This window comes from Leucobacter sp. OLIS6, from assembly GCF_002752355.1.
Taxonomy (GTDB): Bacteria; Actinomycetota; Actinomycetes; order Actinomycetales; family Microbacteriaceae; genus Leucobacter.
In genome coordinates this window covers 17,804-33,056 of record NZ_MRAV01000012.1, presented here as the reverse complement: position 1 = coordinate 33,056, position 15,253 = coordinate 17,804, and the positions used below count along the sequence as shown (strand labels likewise).

Below are 15,253 nucleotides of genomic sequence, written 5' to 3'. Positions count from 1 at the left end.
GTGATCCTCTCCGTTGATGATCAGGTGGGTCGGCCGGCCCCTGCGGGCGCGGTCGGGCTAGGCGCTGTGCGCCTCGTCGGGCGTCGGCGGGCTGTTGATCCAGATGACGCGGGCCTCGGCATCGGACTCGTTCACGATGCGGTGCGGCACCGAGCTCAGGAACTCGATCGAATCGTCGCGCGACATCTCGAACCGCTCGCCGCCGAGTTCGAACACGACGGTGCCCTCGATGACGACGAACATCTCCTGCGCGTTGCCGTGCGTATAGGGGTGCGCCCCCGTGCTCGCGCCGGGGGCGAACTCTCCCGCGTAGACCTCGAGGTTGCGCAGCGGCGGGAGCGAGAGCACGAACTTCTCGACGCCGAGCGCGCCCTCGAGCCGGGGACGGCGGTCGGCGCGGAGCACGCCGCGCGTGTGGGCGGCGCGCTCGTCGAGCAGCTCGGCGGGCGAGACGCCGAGCGCCCCGGCGATCTTGCGCAGCGAGGCGACGCTCGCGTTGGTGCGCCCGTTCTCGAGCTGGCTCAGGAAGCTGGTGCTCACGCCGGCCGCGGCGGCGAGCGCGCGCAGGCTCATGCCTCGCAGCTCGCGGAAGGACGCGACCCGGGGGCCGAGGTCGTCTTCGTGATCCGTCATGGTTCTCCTTCGAACCGTTCAGCTCCGCGATCGCGGGACTGAACCCGGATCGCCACCTCACTGAACACTTCGTTCAGTGATGTTTCGTTCACCGTACAGTCGACGCGCCCGAAGCGCAAGCGCTCGAAAACGGACAGGCGTAGGCTGTCGGAGTCCCCGCCACAAGCGGAGTCGGCCCGAAGTTGCGCACTGAGCACACCCACGGCTCGGTTGCACAGTCCGTGCATCGTCCGTCCCGCCCCTCAGTGAAAGCCGTTCCGTGTCAGCCACGAATCCCCCAGCAGCCTCCCCGACCGCACCGTCGCATCCCCGCAACAAGCCGGCGCAGGTGATCCTCGCCAGCCTCATCGGCACCACCATCGAGTTCTACGACTTCTACGTCTACGCGACAGCGGCCGTGCTCGTGTTCCCCGTGCTCTTCTTCCCAACCGGCAACGAGACGACCGCGCTCGTGGCCTCCTTCGCGACGTTCGGCGCGGCGATGCTCGCCCGCCCCATCGGTGCCGTCTTCTTCGGCCACCTCGGCGACCGGCTCGGACGCAAGACCACGCTCGTCGCCTCGCTCCTGACCATGGGCATCGCGACCTTCCTGATCGGCCTGCTGCCGACCCACGAGAACATCGGCGTGTGGGCGGCCGTCCTGCTGCTGATCCTGCGCCTCGCCCAGGGCTTCGCGCTCGGCGGCGAGTGGTCGGGTGCGGCGCTGGTCGCCACCGAGAACGCTCCCGAGGGCAAGCGCGCCTGGTACGGCACCTTCCCGCAGCTCGGCGCCCCCATCGGCTTCATCATCGCGAACATGCTCTTCTACGCGATCAACCTCGGTCTCGCCGATCCGTCGAAGCCCGGCATCGCGTCCGAGGCGTTCCTGCAGTGGGGCTGGCGAGTGCCGTTCCTGTTCTCGGCCGTGATGGTGATCGTGGGGCTCTGGGTCCGCCTGCGCCTCGTCGAGTCGAACGCGTTCGAGCGCACCCGCGAGACCGGTCAGGTGAAGCGCATGCCCCTCGCGGAGGCGTTCACCCGCCACTGGAAGGCGCTGATCCTCGGCACCTTCGCGATGCTCGCGACCTACGTGCTCTTCTACCTGATGACCTCGTTCACGCTGACGCTCGGCACCCGCCCCGGCCTCGACGCGGCGAAGGCGGCCGCCGAGAAGGCCGGCACCCCGTTCGATGCCGCGTCGTACGTGCCGGGCCTCGGCTACTCCTACAACGACTTCATCCTGATGCTCGTGTTCGGCGTGCTGTTCTTCGGCGTCTTCACGCTCGTGTCGGGCCCGTTGGCCGACCGCTACGGTCGCCGCCGCACCCTCATCTGGGTGACCGCCGCGATCGCGCTGTTCGGCTTCACGTTCGTCCCGCTGCTCGGCGGCGGCACCGCGACCGTGATCTTCTTCCTCGCGCTCGGCTTCACCCTGATGGGCCTCACCTTCGGCCCCATGGGCGCGTTCCTGCCCGAGATGTTCCCGACCAACGTGCGCTACACGGGCTCGGCGATCGCGTACAACGTGTCGTCGATCCTGGGCGCCGCGCTCGCCCCGATCATCGCAGTCTGGCTGTGGGGGCTCGCAGGCGGCAGCCCGGTGCTGGTCGGCCTCTACCTGACGGGAGCCGCGGTGCTCACGCTCGTGTCGCTGATCCTGACCCCCGAGACGAAGGACGTCGACATCGAGGCGTAGCGCGGCCTGCGCGGGCCCGCCCCCTATCGGCGGCGGGCCCGCGCCCCCTACGATGAACGAATCGTTCGCGTTCGTTCAAGGGAGAATCACGTGCGGATCGTCGTCGTCGGAGCCGGCCTCTCGGGCCTCACTGCGGCCTGGGAACTCAGCAAGGCCGGGCACGAGGTCACCGTGCTCGAAGCGCGGGATCGGGTCGGCGGCCGCACCTGGTCGCAGCGGCTCGGCAACGGTCAGGTGACCGAGCGCGGCGGCGAGTACATCTTCCCGACGGAGTTCCCCATCCGCCGTCTGTCGGCGGAGCTCGGGGTGCCGATCATGTCGCACAACGTGCGCTACGGGCGCCGCACCGTGAACGGCCGGGTGATCTCGTTCGAGGAGCTCGGTGCGACGGGCGATCGGGTCCGCGGGACGCTCGCGCGGATGATCGCTGACGGGGCCCGGAACGTGTCGCTCGAAGCGGCCTTCGCAGAGGCGCTCGGCGCGGGCTACCGGCTGGATCCGGTATACCGGCGCACCACGACCTCGGCCGCGGCCGATCCGAACCTGGTCAGCGCCGAGGCGGTGCTGCTGCACGAGTCCGCTACCGAGGGCGGCTACGTGGAGGACGGCGGCCGCTTCGTCGGCGGCAACCAGTCGCTCTCGATCGAGATCGCGCGACGCCTCGGCGACCGGGTGCGCCTCGAGCACCCCATCGCCCGCATCGACCAGTCGGCGACGGGCGTGCAGCTCGAGCTGAGCGACGGCACCCGCCTCGACGCGGACGCCGCCGTCCTCTCGGTCCCGCTGCCGGTGCTGCGCGACCTCGAAGTCGGCTTCGCGCTGCCCGAGGCGCAGCAGCGAGCGCTCGACCATCGTTTCATGGGTGTCGCCGCCAAGCTCGGCGTTCCGTTCAGTCGCGTCGACGACGACATCGCGCTGCAGAACCCCGAGCACACCTGGTGGTCGTGGCGCTCCCTCTCGGTCGACGGCGAGCACCGGATCCCCGCGCTCTCCTGCTTCGCGGGCGGTCCCGCGGCGCTCGACGCGCTGGGCGTGGCGGACGGTCCCGACGGCTGGGTGCGCGCGCTGCGCGAGATGCGGCCGGAACTCGCCATCGACGGCGACCCCCTGCTGACCACCTGGGCCGACGACCCGTGGGCCCGCGGCTCCTACAGCGCCCCGGGTCTCGACTGGCACGCGGACGACGCGACCGCGTTCGAGCGCAGCGCCGGGCGAGTCGCGATCGCGGGCGAGCACACCGGGCTCGCGCAGTCGCTCTCGGGCGCTGTCGCCTCGGGTTACCGCGCTGTCGCCGCCCTCGCTCCGGTGCTCGCGAATGCCGCCGGGGCCGGCGCATGACCGCCCACGCAGCACCCGACCCCGACACCGACGTCATCGTGATCGGCGCCGGCTTCGCCGGCCTCGTCGCCGCGCGCGAGCTCGGCCGGGCCGGACTCGATGTGATCGTGCTCGAAGCGCGCGACCGCGTCGGTGGCCGGACTTGGACCGACCGGCGCATGGGCCACGACCTCGAGCTCGGCGGCACCTGGGTGCACTGGGTGCAGCCGCACACCTGGGCCGAGATGACCCGGTACCAGCGCGACATCGTGCGCAGCCCCGCGGTCGAGGAGGCCTTCTGGCTCGGAGCGGGCGACGCGCCCCGGCGCGGATCGCTCACCGAGTTCATGGCGGTGATCGACGCGGGCCAGCAGCAGCTCATCGACGACGTGCGGTCGGCGATCCCGCGCGGCGTGGATCCGACGGTCGGCGACATCGAGCAGCTCGACGCGCTCTCGATCCAGGATCGCTTCGACGCGCTCGGCCTCGACCCCGAAGCGCGCAGCGCGAACGAATCGGTGTGGGTGGGGCACGTGAACGCGCGGCTCGACCAGGTCGGCCTGTCGAGCGCGATGCGCTGGGTCGCCGCGACGGGCGGTCACTGGCAGCTCATGCACGAGGCATCGGCCACCTACCGCGTGGTCGACGGCATGTCGGAGTGGACCCGCCTCATCGCCGACGACGTGCCCGGCGAGATCCGGCTCGGCGCGACCGTCGCGTCGGTCGTGCAGGATCCGGGTACCGGCCTCGTCTCCGTCACGACGGTGGACGGCGCCACGCTGCGCGCACGCCGCGTCGTGTCGACGCTGCCGATCAACGCGATCGGCGGTATCGCGTTCGAGCCCGCGCTGCCCGAGGTCTGGCGCCGGGCCGCGGCCGAGACCGTGGCCTCGCAGGGCACGAAGGTGTGGGTGAAGGTGCGCGGCACCGTGCCCCGGTTCTTCGCGTACGCCAGCCAGCGCCACCCGCTGTCCGTACTGAAGAGCGAGTACTTCGGGGCGGACGCGCAGGGCGAGTACTCGATCCTCGTCGGCTTCGGCCCCGACCACACCCAGCTCGACGTCACGAGCGTCGCCGACGTGCAGGCCGCTGTCGGCGCGTTCCGCGGCGACCTCGAGGTGCTCGAGGTCGCCGCGCACGACTGGATGAAGGATCCCCTGTCGCGCAACACGTGGATGACGCACCGGCCCGGCCAGCTCACCCGCGATCTGGCTGAGCTGCGCGAGCCGCACGGGCTCGTGCGCTTCGCCACCACAGACAACGCGAACCTCTGGGGCGGCTTCGTCGACGGCGCGATCGAGAGCGGGCTGCGCGAGGCGAAGCGGATCGCCGAGGAGCTCGCCCCGAGCTAGGACCGCACGAGCACTTCGTCGCCGAGCACGGCGCGCGCAGTGAGCATGCCGCCCGAGAGCGACGCCGAGTCGAAGCCCGCCTGCGCGAGCAGGCGGTGGGCGATGTGCGAGCGGACGCCGGAGCCGCAGAGCGCGAGCACGGGACGGCCGGCGGCGGCCGCCTCGATCTCGCCGAGCCGCCAGCGCAACTCGGTGTGCGGCACGTTCAGCGCACCCGGCAGATGCCCGGAGGCGAACTCCCCCGGGCTGCGGACGTCGAGCACGAGCGCGCCGTCGCGGCGGTCCGCCCAGTCCTCGGCGTACCAGAGCTCGAGCGTGCCGTCGACGACGTTCGAACCGACCATCCCGGCGAGGTTGACCGGATCCTTCGCGCTGCCGTGCACGGGCGAGTAGGCCAGGTCGAGGTCCACCAGGTCGCCGGCGGTCATCCCTGACCGGATCGCCGTGGCGAGCACGTCGATCCGCTTGTCGACCCCGTCGGGGCCGACGCCCTGGGCGCCCAGCACCAGCCCGTCGCCGCGACGGACGTGCACGAGCAGCGACATCTGCGCCGCGCCGGGGAAGTACCCGGCGTGCTGATTCGGATGCAGGTGCAGGGTGGAGAATTCGATGCCCGCGCGATCGAGGGCCCGCCGGTTGGCACCGGTGAGCGCGGCGGTGAGGGACCCGACGCGGATCACCGCGGTGCCGAGCGGCGCCGGGATCGGGCGCGCGAGCTCCGGGCGCAGCAGGTGGTCGGCGATCTGGCGCCCCGCCCGGTTCGCGGGTCCCGCGAGCAGCACCGAGCGGCGGATCCCGGTGACCGGATCGGTCGAGCGGACCGCGTCGCCGGCGGCGGAGACGTGCGGGGCGGAGGTCCGGCCGCGCTCATCGACGACGATCGCACCGTCCTCGCAGGCGATCCCGGCGGCCTCGAACACCGCGGTGTCGGGTCGGGCGCCCGCCGCGAGCAAGATCGTGTCGGCGGCGAGGCGCGCGCCGTCGGACAGCAGGACGGTGTCGCGTTCGACGCCCGGCTCGATCCCGACCGCTTCGACGCCGGTGCGCACGCGGACGCCGAGCCGCACGAGCTCCGCGGCGACGGGCACCGCGATCTCGGGCTCGAGCGGTGCCAGCACGTGCGGGCCCCGCTGCACGAGCTCGACCTCCAGGCCCCGCGCGCGCAGCGCCTCGGCCGCTTCCACGCCGATGAAGCCGGCGCCGAGGACGACCGCGCGCCGCACGCCGTCGACCGGCGATTCCGATTCGACCAGCTCGCGCAGTGCGACCGCGTCGCCCACCGTGCGCAGCGTTCCCACGCGCACCGAATCGATCCCGGGGATCTCGGGGCGCACGGCGATCGTGCCGGGCGCGAGCAGCAGCTCGTCGTAGGCGAGCGTCTCGTCCCCTGCGGGAGTTCGGACGACGACCTCGCGCGCGGCCGGGTCGAGGCCGATCACCTCGTGTCGCGGACGCACGTCGAGGTTCAGCGCGGCCCGCAGCGACTCGGGGGTCTGCACGAGCAGCGCGGATTCGTCGGCGATCTCGCCGCTGACGTAATAGGGCAGGCCGCAGTTCGCGAAGGAGACGTGCTCGCCGCGCTCCAGCACGATGATCTCCGCGCGCTCGTCGAGACGTCGAGCGCGGGCGGCGGCGCTCATCCCCGCGGCGACGCCGCCCACGATCAGGATCCTGCGCGGTCGCGCGTCGGCCGTGTCCCGCTTCTCGAGCGGCGCGCCCGATTCGCCCGCCGAGTTCATCGGCCGAGCAGTCGGGCGAAGAAGCCGCCCCGCTCCGGTGCTGCGGCGTCGATCTCGGCGCGGGAGTGGGACCCCGGGCACCACTGGGATGCCGGTACCGACGCCCGCACCTGCTGCACGTGCTGGCCGCACCCGGCCCACGTCGTCTTGCCGCACACCTTGCACGCGGTGGGTCTGCACATCGTTCGCTCCATTCATTCGGATACCCTTGGGGGTATCCTTGCACAATACCCCATGGGGTATTCTGGGAGGAGTTTCGATCCACCGCGAAGAACGGAGCACGATGAGCGGCACGGAGCACGGCGACCCGGAGACGAAGCGCAAGATCGCCAACCGGCTGCGCCGGGCGCGAGGGCAGCTGGATGCGGTCATCACCGCGGTCGAGGACGAGGCGAACTGCCGCGACGTCGTGCAGCAGCTCTCCGCGGTCTCGAAGGCGCTCGACCGCGCCGGTTTCCTCATCGTCTCGACCGCCCTGCGCGAGTGCCTCGAAGCGCCGGAGGGCGAGTCCGAGCTCGATGTCGCCGAGCTTGAGAAGCTCTTCCTCTCGCTCGCCTGAGCGAGTGAGCGGCCGAGCGATGCGTCGAGCGCCGGGGGCCGGAGGCAGGCCTCAGACCACCCGCCCGCTCCGCGAGAGCACGCCCTCGCCGCGGCGGTAGACGGGTGCGCCTCCGAGGTAGGTCGCGTCGACGACGCCCCGGAGCTCGGCGCCGTGCCACGGCGACATCCGGTTGCGGACGTGCAGCTCGCCCGCATCGAGCGTGCGGGTCTCGTCGGGACGCACCACCGCGAAGTCGGCCCGCAGCCCCGCCTCGATCCTCCCCCGGTCTCCGATGCCGGCGATCCCCGCCGGGCCGGTCGTCATGAGCGGCAGGATCGCCTCGAGCGCGATCCCGCGCCGCGAGGCCTCCGCCCAGACTGACGAGAAGCCCGTCTCGATGCCCGAGATCCCGCCCCAGGCGCGCCCCCAGTCGCCGTCGCCCTGCTGCTTCAGCTCGGGCGTCGACGGCGAGTGGTCGCTCACGATCGCGTCGATGGTGCCGTCGAGCACACCGCCCCAGAGCAGGTCCTGGTTCGCGCGCTCGCGGATCGGCGGACAGCACTTGAACACGGGCGCGGCATCGGGGATGTCCTCGGCGGCGAGGGTCAGGTAGTGCGGGCAGGTCTCCACGCTGATCCACACGCCGTCGGCCTTCGCCGCGCGGATCGCGTCGAGCGCCCCGGCATCCGAGAGGTGCACGATGTGGGCGCGACCGCCCGAGCGCCGAACGGCCGCGATCACGCGCAGGATCGCGGCGCGCTCGCTCTCGGCCGGGCGCGACGCGAGGAATTCGGCGTAGCGGCGCGCACCGACCGCATCGCCGAGGTGCTGCTCGTCCTCCGCGTGCACGAGCAGCAGGCCGCCGAAGCCCGCGAGTTCGGCGAGCGCCGCTTCGAGCTGCTCGGCGTCGAGGTGACCGAACTCGTCGATCCCCGACGGCGCGAGGAAGCACTTCACGCCCCGCAGACCGCCTCCGATGAGCGGTTCGAGCGCACCGAGGTTCTCGGGCACGGCACCGCCCCAGAGCGCGACATCGACCGCGAGCCGCCCCTCCGCGGCCGCCCGCTTGGCCGCGATGGCGCCGAGCGTGGTCGTGACGGGCACGCTGTTCAGCGGCATGTCGACGACGGTGCCGATGCCGCCGGCCGCCGCAGCCGCGGTCCCGGCCTCGAAGCCCTCCCACTCGACCCGGCCGGGGTCGTTCAGGTGGACGTGGCTGTCGATCAGCGCGGGGATCAGGACCGCGTCGCCGGGAAGCACGAGCTCGGCCGTCGCGTCGAAGGGGTCCACCGCGTCGATGATGCCGCCCGCGATCCGGACCGTGGCCGGGGCGAAGCGGTCGCCGAGCCAGGTGCGCTCCGCCGCGATCGACGCGACGGGCGCGGGCGACGCGGTCCCGGCCGCCCGGTTCACCTGCGGCCGCCCGGGGTGAGTCGCACCTGGCGGTTGACGTCCTTGTACAGCAGGTAGCGGAACTGGCCGGGTCCGCCCGCGTAGCAGGCCTGCGGACAGAAGGCTCGGAGCGACAGGTAGTCGCCGGCCTCCACCTCGACCCAGTCGCCGTTCAGGTGGTAGACGGCCTTGCCTTCGAGCATCAGCAGGCCGTGCTCCATGATGTGGGTCTCGGCGAACGGGATCGACGCGCCGGGCTCGAAGGTGACCACGTTGCAGTGCATGTCGTACGCGAGATCGTCGGTCGGCAGCATCCGGGTCGTGCGCCACGTCCCGTCCGTATCGGGCATCGCGTCGGGCTCGATGTCGCGCTCGTTCCCGAAGCGCGCGCGGGGCTCGTGCCCGGCGAGCGGCTCGTGGTGCTTGCGGATCCAGCTGAACCAGGCGAGCTCCTCGCCCGCGTTGCCGACCGACCAGTCCGCGCCCGGGGGCAGGTAGGCGAAGCCGCCGGGCTCGAGCACGTGGGTCTCGTCACCGAGGCGCACGGTCAGACGGCCGGCCATCACGAACACGAAGGACTGCACTTCGGGCTCGGGCTCGGGGTGCTCGGAACCGCCGCCGGGGGCGACCTCGACCAGGTACTGGGCGAAGGTGGTGGCTCCGCCCGCGACCGGACGGTTGATCACCCAGCTGCGGGTACCGGTCCACTCCGGGAGCACGCTCGTCACGATGTCGCGCAGCACGCCGCGGGGGATCACCGTGTAGGCCTCGGTCACGATGGCGCGGTCGGTGAGAAGCGCGCGCTGACTGGGAAGAGTCGTGTCCGGTACGCGATAGCTGGTCATCTGATCTCCTTCGATCGGTCGGAACGCGCGCACCACGGCGGGTCGCGCGGAGAATGCTCACCGATCATATGTCATACGTCTTATCGTCTGACATCTGAGGTACGATTCGAAGCGGAACCCCCTCGCGAAGGAGCGACATGAAACTGCTGGCCGTCAACTGCAACACCTCGCGGGCCGTCACGCGCGAGATCGAGGCCACCGCTCAGGCCATCGCCGCCCCCGGCACCGTGGTCGTCGGCGCCACCCCGAGCTGGGGCGTCGCTTCCGCGGAGGGGTACTACGAGAGCTTCATCTCGGCCGCAGCCGTGCTCGATCTCCTGGCCACCTGGCCGGAGCGCTTCGATGCGGTGGTCATGGCGGGCTTCGGCGAGCACGGCCGCGAGGGCGCACGCCAGCTGCTCGACGTTCCCGTCGTCGATATCACCGAGGCCGCCGCCATCACCGCCGCGCTCATCGGGCACCGCTTCGGGGTCGTGACCACGCTGTCGAGCACCATCGGATCCATCGAGCAGAGCCTCGACGGGCTCGGACTGGCGTCGCGCTGCGCCGGAGTTCGCGCGTCGGAGGTGCCCGTCGTCGACGCGGCCCAGGACGTCGCGGCGACGGCGGACGCGCTCGCCGAGGCCGCGGGACCGCTGCTCGCGGCGGGCGCCGATGTGCTGGTGCTGGGCTGCGCGGGCTTCGCCGGGCTCGATGCACTGCTCGAGGAGCGGACCGGGGTGCCGGTCGTCGACGGCGTCGCCGCGGCCGTCACCCTCTGCGAGTCGCTCGTGCGCCAGGGCAAACGGACGAGCAAGGCCGGCGCGTACGCCGCACCGAACCGCACCAAACCAACACCGGGCTGGCCGGTGAGCGGGCCGGCCGTGCGCTGAGCGCATCCGAGACGAAACGAGGACGGAACATGCACCACCGGTCGGCGCTGATCGCGCGGCTCACCCAGGACCTCGACCGCGAGCTCGCACCGGTCGACCGACGGCTCGCCGAGCAGTACCCGGGTCGGCGCACCGAACGCCAACCGATCCACACCGTGTACGTGCCTGCGGATCGCTTCTCGGCCGCCACGATCGCCGAGTGGGGCGCCGAGGCGATCAGCATCCTCGATGCGGACGGCGGTGATGCGGCGAGCCTCGCCGAGGCCGTCGAGCTGCCGGTCGAGATCGTCGAGGAGCTGCTGCCGCGGGTCCGGCGGAAGCTCGTCACAGAGCCCGTCGAGGACCTGCGCATCGACTTCGAGGACGGCTACGGCCCGCGCCCCGACGCCGAGGAGGACGCCGCGGCGATCACGGCCGCGACGGCGCTCGCCGAACTGCTGGCGGCGGAGGGGCCGAAGCCGATGCGCGCCGGGATCCGCTTCAAGTGCTTCGAGGCGGCGACCCGGGCCCGCGGACTGCGCACCCTCGGACTGTTCGTCGGAGCGCTCGCGGAGGCCGGGGCCGTCGACCGTCGCTTCGTCGTGACGCTGCCCAAGGTGACCGCGGTCGAGCAGGTCTCCGCGCTCGTCGGCGTCCTCGGCGCCCTGGAGCGCGAGCACCGGCTCGACCCGGGTGTCCTGCGCTTCGAGATCCAGGTCGAGACCCCGCAGTCGATCCTCGCCGCCGACGGCACGGCGCTCGTCGCCCGCCTGATCCACGCATCGGCCGGCCGGTGCACGGCCCTGCACTACGGCACCTACGACTACTCGGCATCGTGCGGGATCGTCGGACGCTACCAGTCGATGGAGCATCCGGCCGCGGACCACGCGAAGGCCGTGATGCAGGTCGCCGCGGCGGGCACCGGGGTCGAGCTCTCTGACGGGTCGACGAACGTGCTGCCCGTCGGCGACCGGGACCGGGTGCGCGCGGGCTGGCGGCTGCACACCCGGCTCGTGCGGCGTTCGCTCGAACGCGGCTTCTACCAGGGGTGGGATCTGCACCCCGGCCAGTTCGCCACGCGCTTCCTCGCGACCTACGCGTTCTTCCGCGACGGGCTCGACGTCACCGTGCGCCGGCTCGCCGCCTACGCCGGAGTCGGCGCACCGACGGAGTATCTGGATGAGCCGGCCACCGCGGCCGCGCTCGCCGACACCGTCGTTCGCGGGCTGGAGTGCGGTGCGATCGCGGAGTCGGAGCTCGGCGCGCTCGACCGCGGGACTCTCGTGCGGCTGCGCCGATAGCGGGTCCGGGCGCGCCCAGCGGCGCGCCCGGATCCCTACTCCTCGATCCCCGGCAGCGTGCCCATGCCGTCGACGGCGGGGATCGCGGCGAGCAGTCGCCGCGTGTACGGTTCGCGCGGATCCTCCCAGACCCGCTCGGCCGCGCCGCGCTCGACGATGACCCCCTTGTTCATCACGGCGACCACGTCGGCGATGGTGCGCACGACCGCGAGGTCGTGGCTGATGAACAGCAGCGAGGCGCCGGATTCGAGGGCCAGGCGCCGCATGAGCGCCGCGACCTTCGCTTGCAGGCTCGCGTCGAGCGAGGCGATCGGCTCGTCACCGATGAGGAGCTTCGGCCCTGCGGCGATGGCGCGCGCGATCGCGATGCGCTGCCGCTGACCGCCCGAGAACTGGTGCGGGAACCGGCTGCCCACGTCGATGGGCAGTTCCACCTCGTTCAGCAGGTCGGCGACGCTCCAGCTGGTCGACTCGGGGTTGGCGCGCAGCCCGTCCTCGATCTGGCTGCCGACCGTGCGCCGCGGGTTGAGCGAGGCGTACGGGTTCTGGAACACCATCTGGATGCCCATGAGCTCGCTCGGCCGTCGGCGCATGCCGAGCTTGCCGACCGCGGCGCCGCCGAAGCGGATGCTGCCGTGGGCGACGGGCTCGAGCCCGCAGACGGCACGGGCGAGGGTCGACTTGCCGCAGCCGGACTCCCCCACCAGGCCGACGACGCTCGAGGGCGCGATGTCGAGCGACACGTCGTTCACGGCGGTCAGGGAACCGCCGCCCGGCAGACGGTAGCGCACGGTCAGATCCTGGATCGACAGCAGTGGCTCGGTCATCGTGCGGCCTCGCTTCCGGCGATCGACTGCCCGTCCTCGTCGAGGAACGGCAGGTGGTTGGGCAGGGCTTCGACGAGCGCTCGGGTGTAGGACTCGCGCGGACGCCGGAGCACGTCGAAGCGCGGGCCCTCCTCGAGGATCACGCCCTCTCGCATCACCGAGATGCGATCGGCGAGGCTCGACATGACCCCGAGGTCGTGCGTCACGAGCATGACCGCGAGCCCCAGGTCGTCGCAGAGCTGCTTCAGCAGCCGCAGCACCCCGGCCTGCACCGTCACGTCGAGCGCCGTGGTCGGCTCGTCGGCGATCAGGATCTCGGGCTCGCAGATGATCGCCATCGCGATGGCGATGCGCTGCAGCTGCCCGCCCGAGAACTGGTGCGGATACTTCTTGATCGCCGTCTCGGGATCCGGCACCCGCACGAGTTCGAGCGTGCGGATCGCCCGCTCGCGAGCCGTGCGCTTGTCGACGCCCGCGTGCACCCGCAGGTGATCGGTCAGCTGGCGGCCGATCGACAGCATGGGGTGCAGGCTCGCGGTCGGATCCTGGAACACCATCGCGATCCGGTTGCCCCGGTACTTCGTGAGTGCGCGCTCGTCGAGCTCGAGCAGGTTGCGCCCGTCGAACTCGATGCGGCCGCCCGTGCGGGCGCCGCCGGGCAGCAGCCCGCACATCGCGAGCCCCGTCATCGACTTGCCCGAGCCGGACTCGCCGGCGAGGCCCGTGATCCGGCCCGGTTCGAGATCGAGGTCGATCCCGCGCACGACCGGTTTCGGATCGCGCTCCGACCCGAACGTGACCGTCAGGTCGCGGATCTGCAGCCCGCCGCTCATACGGCCCTCCCCTGCACGGCATCCCGCGTGTGCGGGTCGAGCGAGTCGCGGAGCGAGTCGCCGATGAAGTTGAACGCCATCACGACCGTGAAGATCGCGAGGCCCGGGAACGCGGAGATCCACCACGCCGAGAACTGCTCGATGCCGCCCGCGACCATGGCACCCCAGTCGGGTGTCGGCGGTACGGCGCCGAGACCCAGGAACGACAGGCCCGAGAGCAGCAGCATGGCGGTGCCGACGTCGAGCGTGGCCAGCACGAAGACCGGCGCGAGCACGTTCGGCAGGATGTCGCGGCGCAGCGTCGTGAACGGGCCCGCGCCGAGCAGGCGCCCGGCGACCACGTACTCTTGACCGCGGGCGCTCACGACGAGCGAGCGGGTGACGCGCGCGTACGCGGGCCACGACACGATCAGCATCGCGATGACGGCGTTCGTGAGGTTCGGGCCGAGCGCCGCGGTGATGACCATCGCGAGGATGATCGTCGGGAACGCGAACACCAGGTCCGAGAGTCGCATGATGACCTCGTCGACCGCCTTGCCGAAGTAGCCGGCGACGGCGCCGAGCGCACCGCCCAGCACCATGGCCGCGGCCACGAGGGCGAGCGACAACGGCAGCGAGACGCGGGATCCGTGGAGCACGCGCGACAGCACGTCGCGGCCGACCTGATCGGTGCCGAACCAGTGCTCGGCGCTCGGCGGCTGGAGCCGCGGGAACGCCTGGGCCAGCGGGTCCGCGGGAGCGATCACGGGCGCGAGCAGCGCGATCAGCAGCCAGCCGACGGCGATCACGATGCCCGTGATCGCGAGCGGCGTGCGGAACGACGCGTTGAGCCGGAACCTGCGACTGCGCGGCGCCTCGCGGCGCAGCACCTCGGCGGCGCCGGGGGCGTGGGGAGCTTCGGTGCTCATGCCACCCTCACTCTCGGGTCGACGACGCCGTACAGCAGGTCGACGACGAAATTCAGTCCGATGTAGACGACGCCGACGATCAGGCCGACGCCCATGATGGCGGGCAGGTCGAGCTTCGTCGCGGCGGCGAAGGAGTACTGGCCGAGGCCGTGCCACGAGTACACCTGCTCGACGAGCACGGTGCCCGAGAGCAGCGAGCCGAAGGCCAGGCCGAGCACGGTCAGGATCGGCACGAACGCGCCGCGCAGGATGTAGCCGAAGACGACGGTGCGGCGGGGCAGCCCCTTCGCGCGCGCCGCCTTCACGTACTCCATGTCCATCACCTCGAGCACCGCGGAGCGCGAGAAGCGCGTCAGCAGGCCGATCGTGTAGAGCGCGAGCACGGAGGCCGGCAGGATCAGGTGCCGCAGCGCATCCCAGAAGGTCCAGAGGTCGCCCGCGAGCAGCGCATCGATCGTGTACATGCCCGTCACCTGCGGCGGCGGGATGCTCGCGGGTTCGAGGCGGCCCGACCCGGGCAGGATCCCGAGCAGGAAGAAGAAGAGGTAGTACGCGACGAGCGCGAGCCAGAACGTCGGCCACGAGAGCCCGATGAGGCTCACGACGCGGATCACCTGATCGACGATGGTGCGGCGCTTGAGCGCGGCCCACAGGCCGAGCCCGATGCCGATGATCGCCGAGAACACGATCGCGGCGAGCGCGAGCTCGATCGTCGCCGGGAACGCCGCCCCCAGCTCCTTCGCGACGGGCTGGTGGCTCTGCACCGAGGTGCCGAGATCGCCCTGGAAGATGTTGCCGACGTAGCGCAGGTACTGCATCGGGATCGGCTGGTCGAGCCCTTGCTCGGCGCGGAACTTGGCGACGATCTCGGGGTTGGCCGCCGCCTGCTCGCCGAGCGCGGCCTGTACCGGGTCGGCGGGGACGAGGTTCGTGAGCGTGAAGGTGACGACCGTGACGCCGAACATCAGCAGGACGGTCACCACGAGCCGCACGGCGACGTAGCGCACGAACGGGTGGATCCCCGCTCGCGCGCTACGTT

At 71.8% G+C, this 15,253-nt stretch carries 15 protein-coding genes; 6 read left to right on the top strand and 9 right to left on the bottom strand.

Going from position 1 to position 15,253, the window contains the following annotated elements; translation table 11 throughout:
• Positions 1–57: 57 nt before the first annotated feature.
• Positions 58–633, bottom strand: a complete 576-nt coding sequence (locus BMH31_RS09135) for a cupin domain-containing protein (protein WP_099724086.1) — start codon at positions 631–633, stop codon at positions 58–60.
• A gap of 328 nt (positions 634–961) precedes the next feature.
• Here BMH31_RS09135 and BMH31_RS09130 point away from each other — a divergent pair, with 328 nt between their 5' ends.
• The 3 genes from BMH31_RS09130 to BMH31_RS09120 are packed head-to-tail and all read left to right on the top strand — an operon-like array spanning position 962 to position 4,977.
• Positions 962–2,308: an MFS transporter gene (locus tag BMH31_RS09130; RefSeq protein ID WP_099724087.1), complete on the top strand. Its 1,347-nt coding sequence runs from the start codon at positions 962–964 to the stop codon at positions 2,306–2,308.
• 6 nt (positions 2,309–2,314) lie between these two features.
• Complete coding sequence (locus BMH31_RS09125) at positions 2,315–3,646, top strand: FAD-dependent oxidoreductase (RefSeq protein WP_342586347.1); 1,332 nt, start codon at positions 2,315–2,317, stop codon at positions 3,644–3,646.
• On the top strand, positions 3,643–4,977 hold the full coding sequence (locus BMH31_RS09120) for an NAD(P)/FAD-dependent oxidoreductase (RefSeq protein WP_099724089.1): 1,335 nt from the start codon (positions 3,643–3,645) through the stop codon (positions 4,975–4,977). The genes BMH31_RS09125 and BMH31_RS09120 overlap by 4 nt, the downstream gene beginning before the upstream one ends.
• Here the strand turns inward: BMH31_RS09120 and BMH31_RS09115 are convergent.
• Positions 4,974–6,716, bottom strand: coding sequence for an FAD-dependent oxidoreductase (locus tag BMH31_RS09115; protein ID WP_099724090.1), 1,743 nt, complete (start codon positions 6,714–6,716; stop codon positions 4,974–4,976). The genes BMH31_RS09120 and BMH31_RS09115 overlap by 4 nt on opposite strands.
• Positions 6,713–6,898: a hypothetical protein gene (locus BMH31_RS09110; RefSeq protein ID WP_099724177.1), complete on the bottom strand. Its 186-nt coding sequence runs from the start codon at positions 6,896–6,898 to the stop codon at positions 6,713–6,715. The genes BMH31_RS09115 and BMH31_RS09110 overlap by 4 nt, the downstream gene beginning before the upstream one ends.
• A 101-nt stretch (positions 6,899–6,999) precedes the next feature.
• Between BMH31_RS09110 and BMH31_RS09105 the strand changes: the two genes are divergently transcribed.
• Positions 7,000–7,275, top strand: coding sequence for a metal-sensitive transcriptional regulator (locus tag BMH31_RS09105; RefSeq protein WP_099724091.1), 276 nt, complete (start codon positions 7,000–7,002; stop codon positions 7,273–7,275).
• A gap of 51 nt (positions 7,276–7,326) precedes the next feature.
• Here BMH31_RS09105 and allB read toward each other — a convergent pair whose 3' ends face one another.
• Together allB and BMH31_RS09095 are read right to left on the bottom strand one after the other, a co-directional pair.
• A complete protein-coding gene (gene allB / locus BMH31_RS09100) occupies positions 7,327–8,670 on the bottom strand; it encodes an allantoinase AllB (protein ID WP_099724092.1) in 1,344 nt (447 codons plus the stop codon).
• Positions 8,667–9,494, bottom strand: coding sequence for a bifunctional allantoicase/(S)-ureidoglycine aminohydrolase (locus BMH31_RS09095; RefSeq protein WP_099724178.1), 828 nt, complete (start codon positions 9,492–9,494; stop codon positions 8,667–8,669). Before BMH31_RS09095 ends, allB begins: the two co-directional genes overlap by 4 nt.
• Before the next feature lie 137 nt (positions 9,495–9,631).
• Between BMH31_RS09095 and BMH31_RS09090 the strand changes: the two genes are divergently transcribed.
• Both BMH31_RS09090 and BMH31_RS09085 read left to right on the top strand, forming a co-directional pair.
• Positions 9,632–10,366: an aspartate/glutamate racemase family protein gene (locus BMH31_RS09090; RefSeq protein ID WP_099724093.1), complete on the top strand. Its 735-nt coding sequence runs from the start codon at positions 9,632–9,634 to the stop codon at positions 10,364–10,366.
• A 29-nt stretch (positions 10,367–10,395) separates the two neighbouring features.
• Positions 10,396–11,646 carry an aldolase/citrate lyase family protein gene (locus BMH31_RS09085; RefSeq protein WP_099724094.1) on the top strand — a complete coding sequence of 417 codons (1,251 nt, stop codon included), beginning with the start codon at positions 10,396–10,398 and terminating at the stop codon, positions 11,644–11,646.
• Between the two features lie 35 nt (positions 11,647–11,681).
• On the opposite strand, the gene BMH31_RS09080 is transcribed toward BMH31_RS09085, so the two are convergent.
• Genes BMH31_RS09080 through BMH31_RS09065 form a run of 4 tightly spaced genes read right to left on the bottom strand, consistent with a single transcriptional unit; the run spans position 11,682 to position 15,221 of the window.
• A complete protein-coding gene (locus tag BMH31_RS09080) occupies positions 11,682–12,473 on the bottom strand; it encodes an ATP-binding cassette domain-containing protein (protein WP_099724095.1) in 792 nt (263 codons plus the stop codon).
• Complete coding sequence (locus BMH31_RS09075; RefSeq protein ID WP_099724096.1) at positions 12,470–13,306, bottom strand: ABC transporter ATP-binding protein; 837 nt, start codon at positions 13,304–13,306, stop codon at positions 12,470–12,472. The genes BMH31_RS09080 and BMH31_RS09075 overlap by 4 nt, the downstream gene beginning before the upstream one ends.
• On the bottom strand, positions 13,303–14,214 hold the full coding sequence (locus tag BMH31_RS09070) for an ABC transporter permease (protein ID WP_099724097.1): 912 nt from the start codon (positions 14,212–14,214) through the stop codon (positions 13,303–13,305). Before BMH31_RS09070 ends, BMH31_RS09075 begins: the two co-directional genes overlap by 4 nt.
• Positions 14,211–15,221: an ABC transporter permease gene (locus BMH31_RS09065; RefSeq protein WP_241898216.1), complete on the bottom strand. Its 1,011-nt coding sequence runs from the start codon at positions 15,219–15,221 to the stop codon at positions 14,211–14,213. The genes BMH31_RS09070 and BMH31_RS09065 overlap by 4 nt, the downstream gene beginning before the upstream one ends.
• Between the last annotated feature and the right edge of the window lie 32 nt (positions 15,222–15,253).

Bases quoted from the DNA above. Each gene is read 5' to 3' on its own strand.
- BMH31_RS09105 (WP_099724091.1), top strand. From the start codon at position 7,000: ATGAGCGGCACGGAGCACGGCGACCCGGAGACGAAGCGCAAGATCGCC.
- BMH31_RS09085 (WP_099724094.1), top strand. From the start codon at position 10,396: ATGCACCACCGGTCGGCGCTGATCGCGCGGCTCACCCAGGACCTCGAC.
- BMH31_RS09075 (WP_099724096.1), bottom strand. From the start codon at position 13,306: ATGAGCGGCGGGCTGCAGATCCGCGACCTGACGGTCACGTTCGGGTCG.
- BMH31_RS09135 (WP_099724086.1), bottom strand. From the start codon at position 633: ATGACGGATCACGAAGACGACCTCGGCCCCCGGGTCGCGTCCTTCCGC.
- BMH31_RS09095 (WP_099724178.1), bottom strand. From the start codon at position 9,494: ATGACCAGCTATCGCGTACCGGACACGACTCTTCCCAGTCAGCGCGCG.
- BMH31_RS09120 (WP_099724089.1), top strand. From the start codon at position 3,643: ATGACCGCCCACGCAGCACCCGACCCCGACACCGACGTCATCGTGATC.
- BMH31_RS09110 (WP_099724177.1), bottom strand. From the start codon at position 6,898: ATGTGCAGACCCACCGCGTGCAAGGTGTGCGGCAAGACGACGTGGGCC.
- BMH31_RS09115 (WP_099724090.1), bottom strand. From the start codon at position 6,716: ATGAACTCGGCGGGCGAATCGGGCGCGCCGCTCGAGAAGCGGGACACG.
- BMH31_RS09070 (WP_099724097.1), bottom strand. From the start codon at position 14,214: ATGAGCACCGAAGCTCCCCACGCCCCCGGCGCCGCCGAGGTGCTGCGC.
- BMH31_RS09090 (WP_099724093.1), top strand. From the start codon at position 9,632: ATGAAACTGCTGGCCGTCAACTGCAACACCTCGCGGGCCGTCACGCGC.
- BMH31_RS09080 (WP_099724095.1), bottom strand. From the start codon at position 12,473: ATGACCGAGCCACTGCTGTCGATCCAGGATCTGACCGTGCGCTACCGT.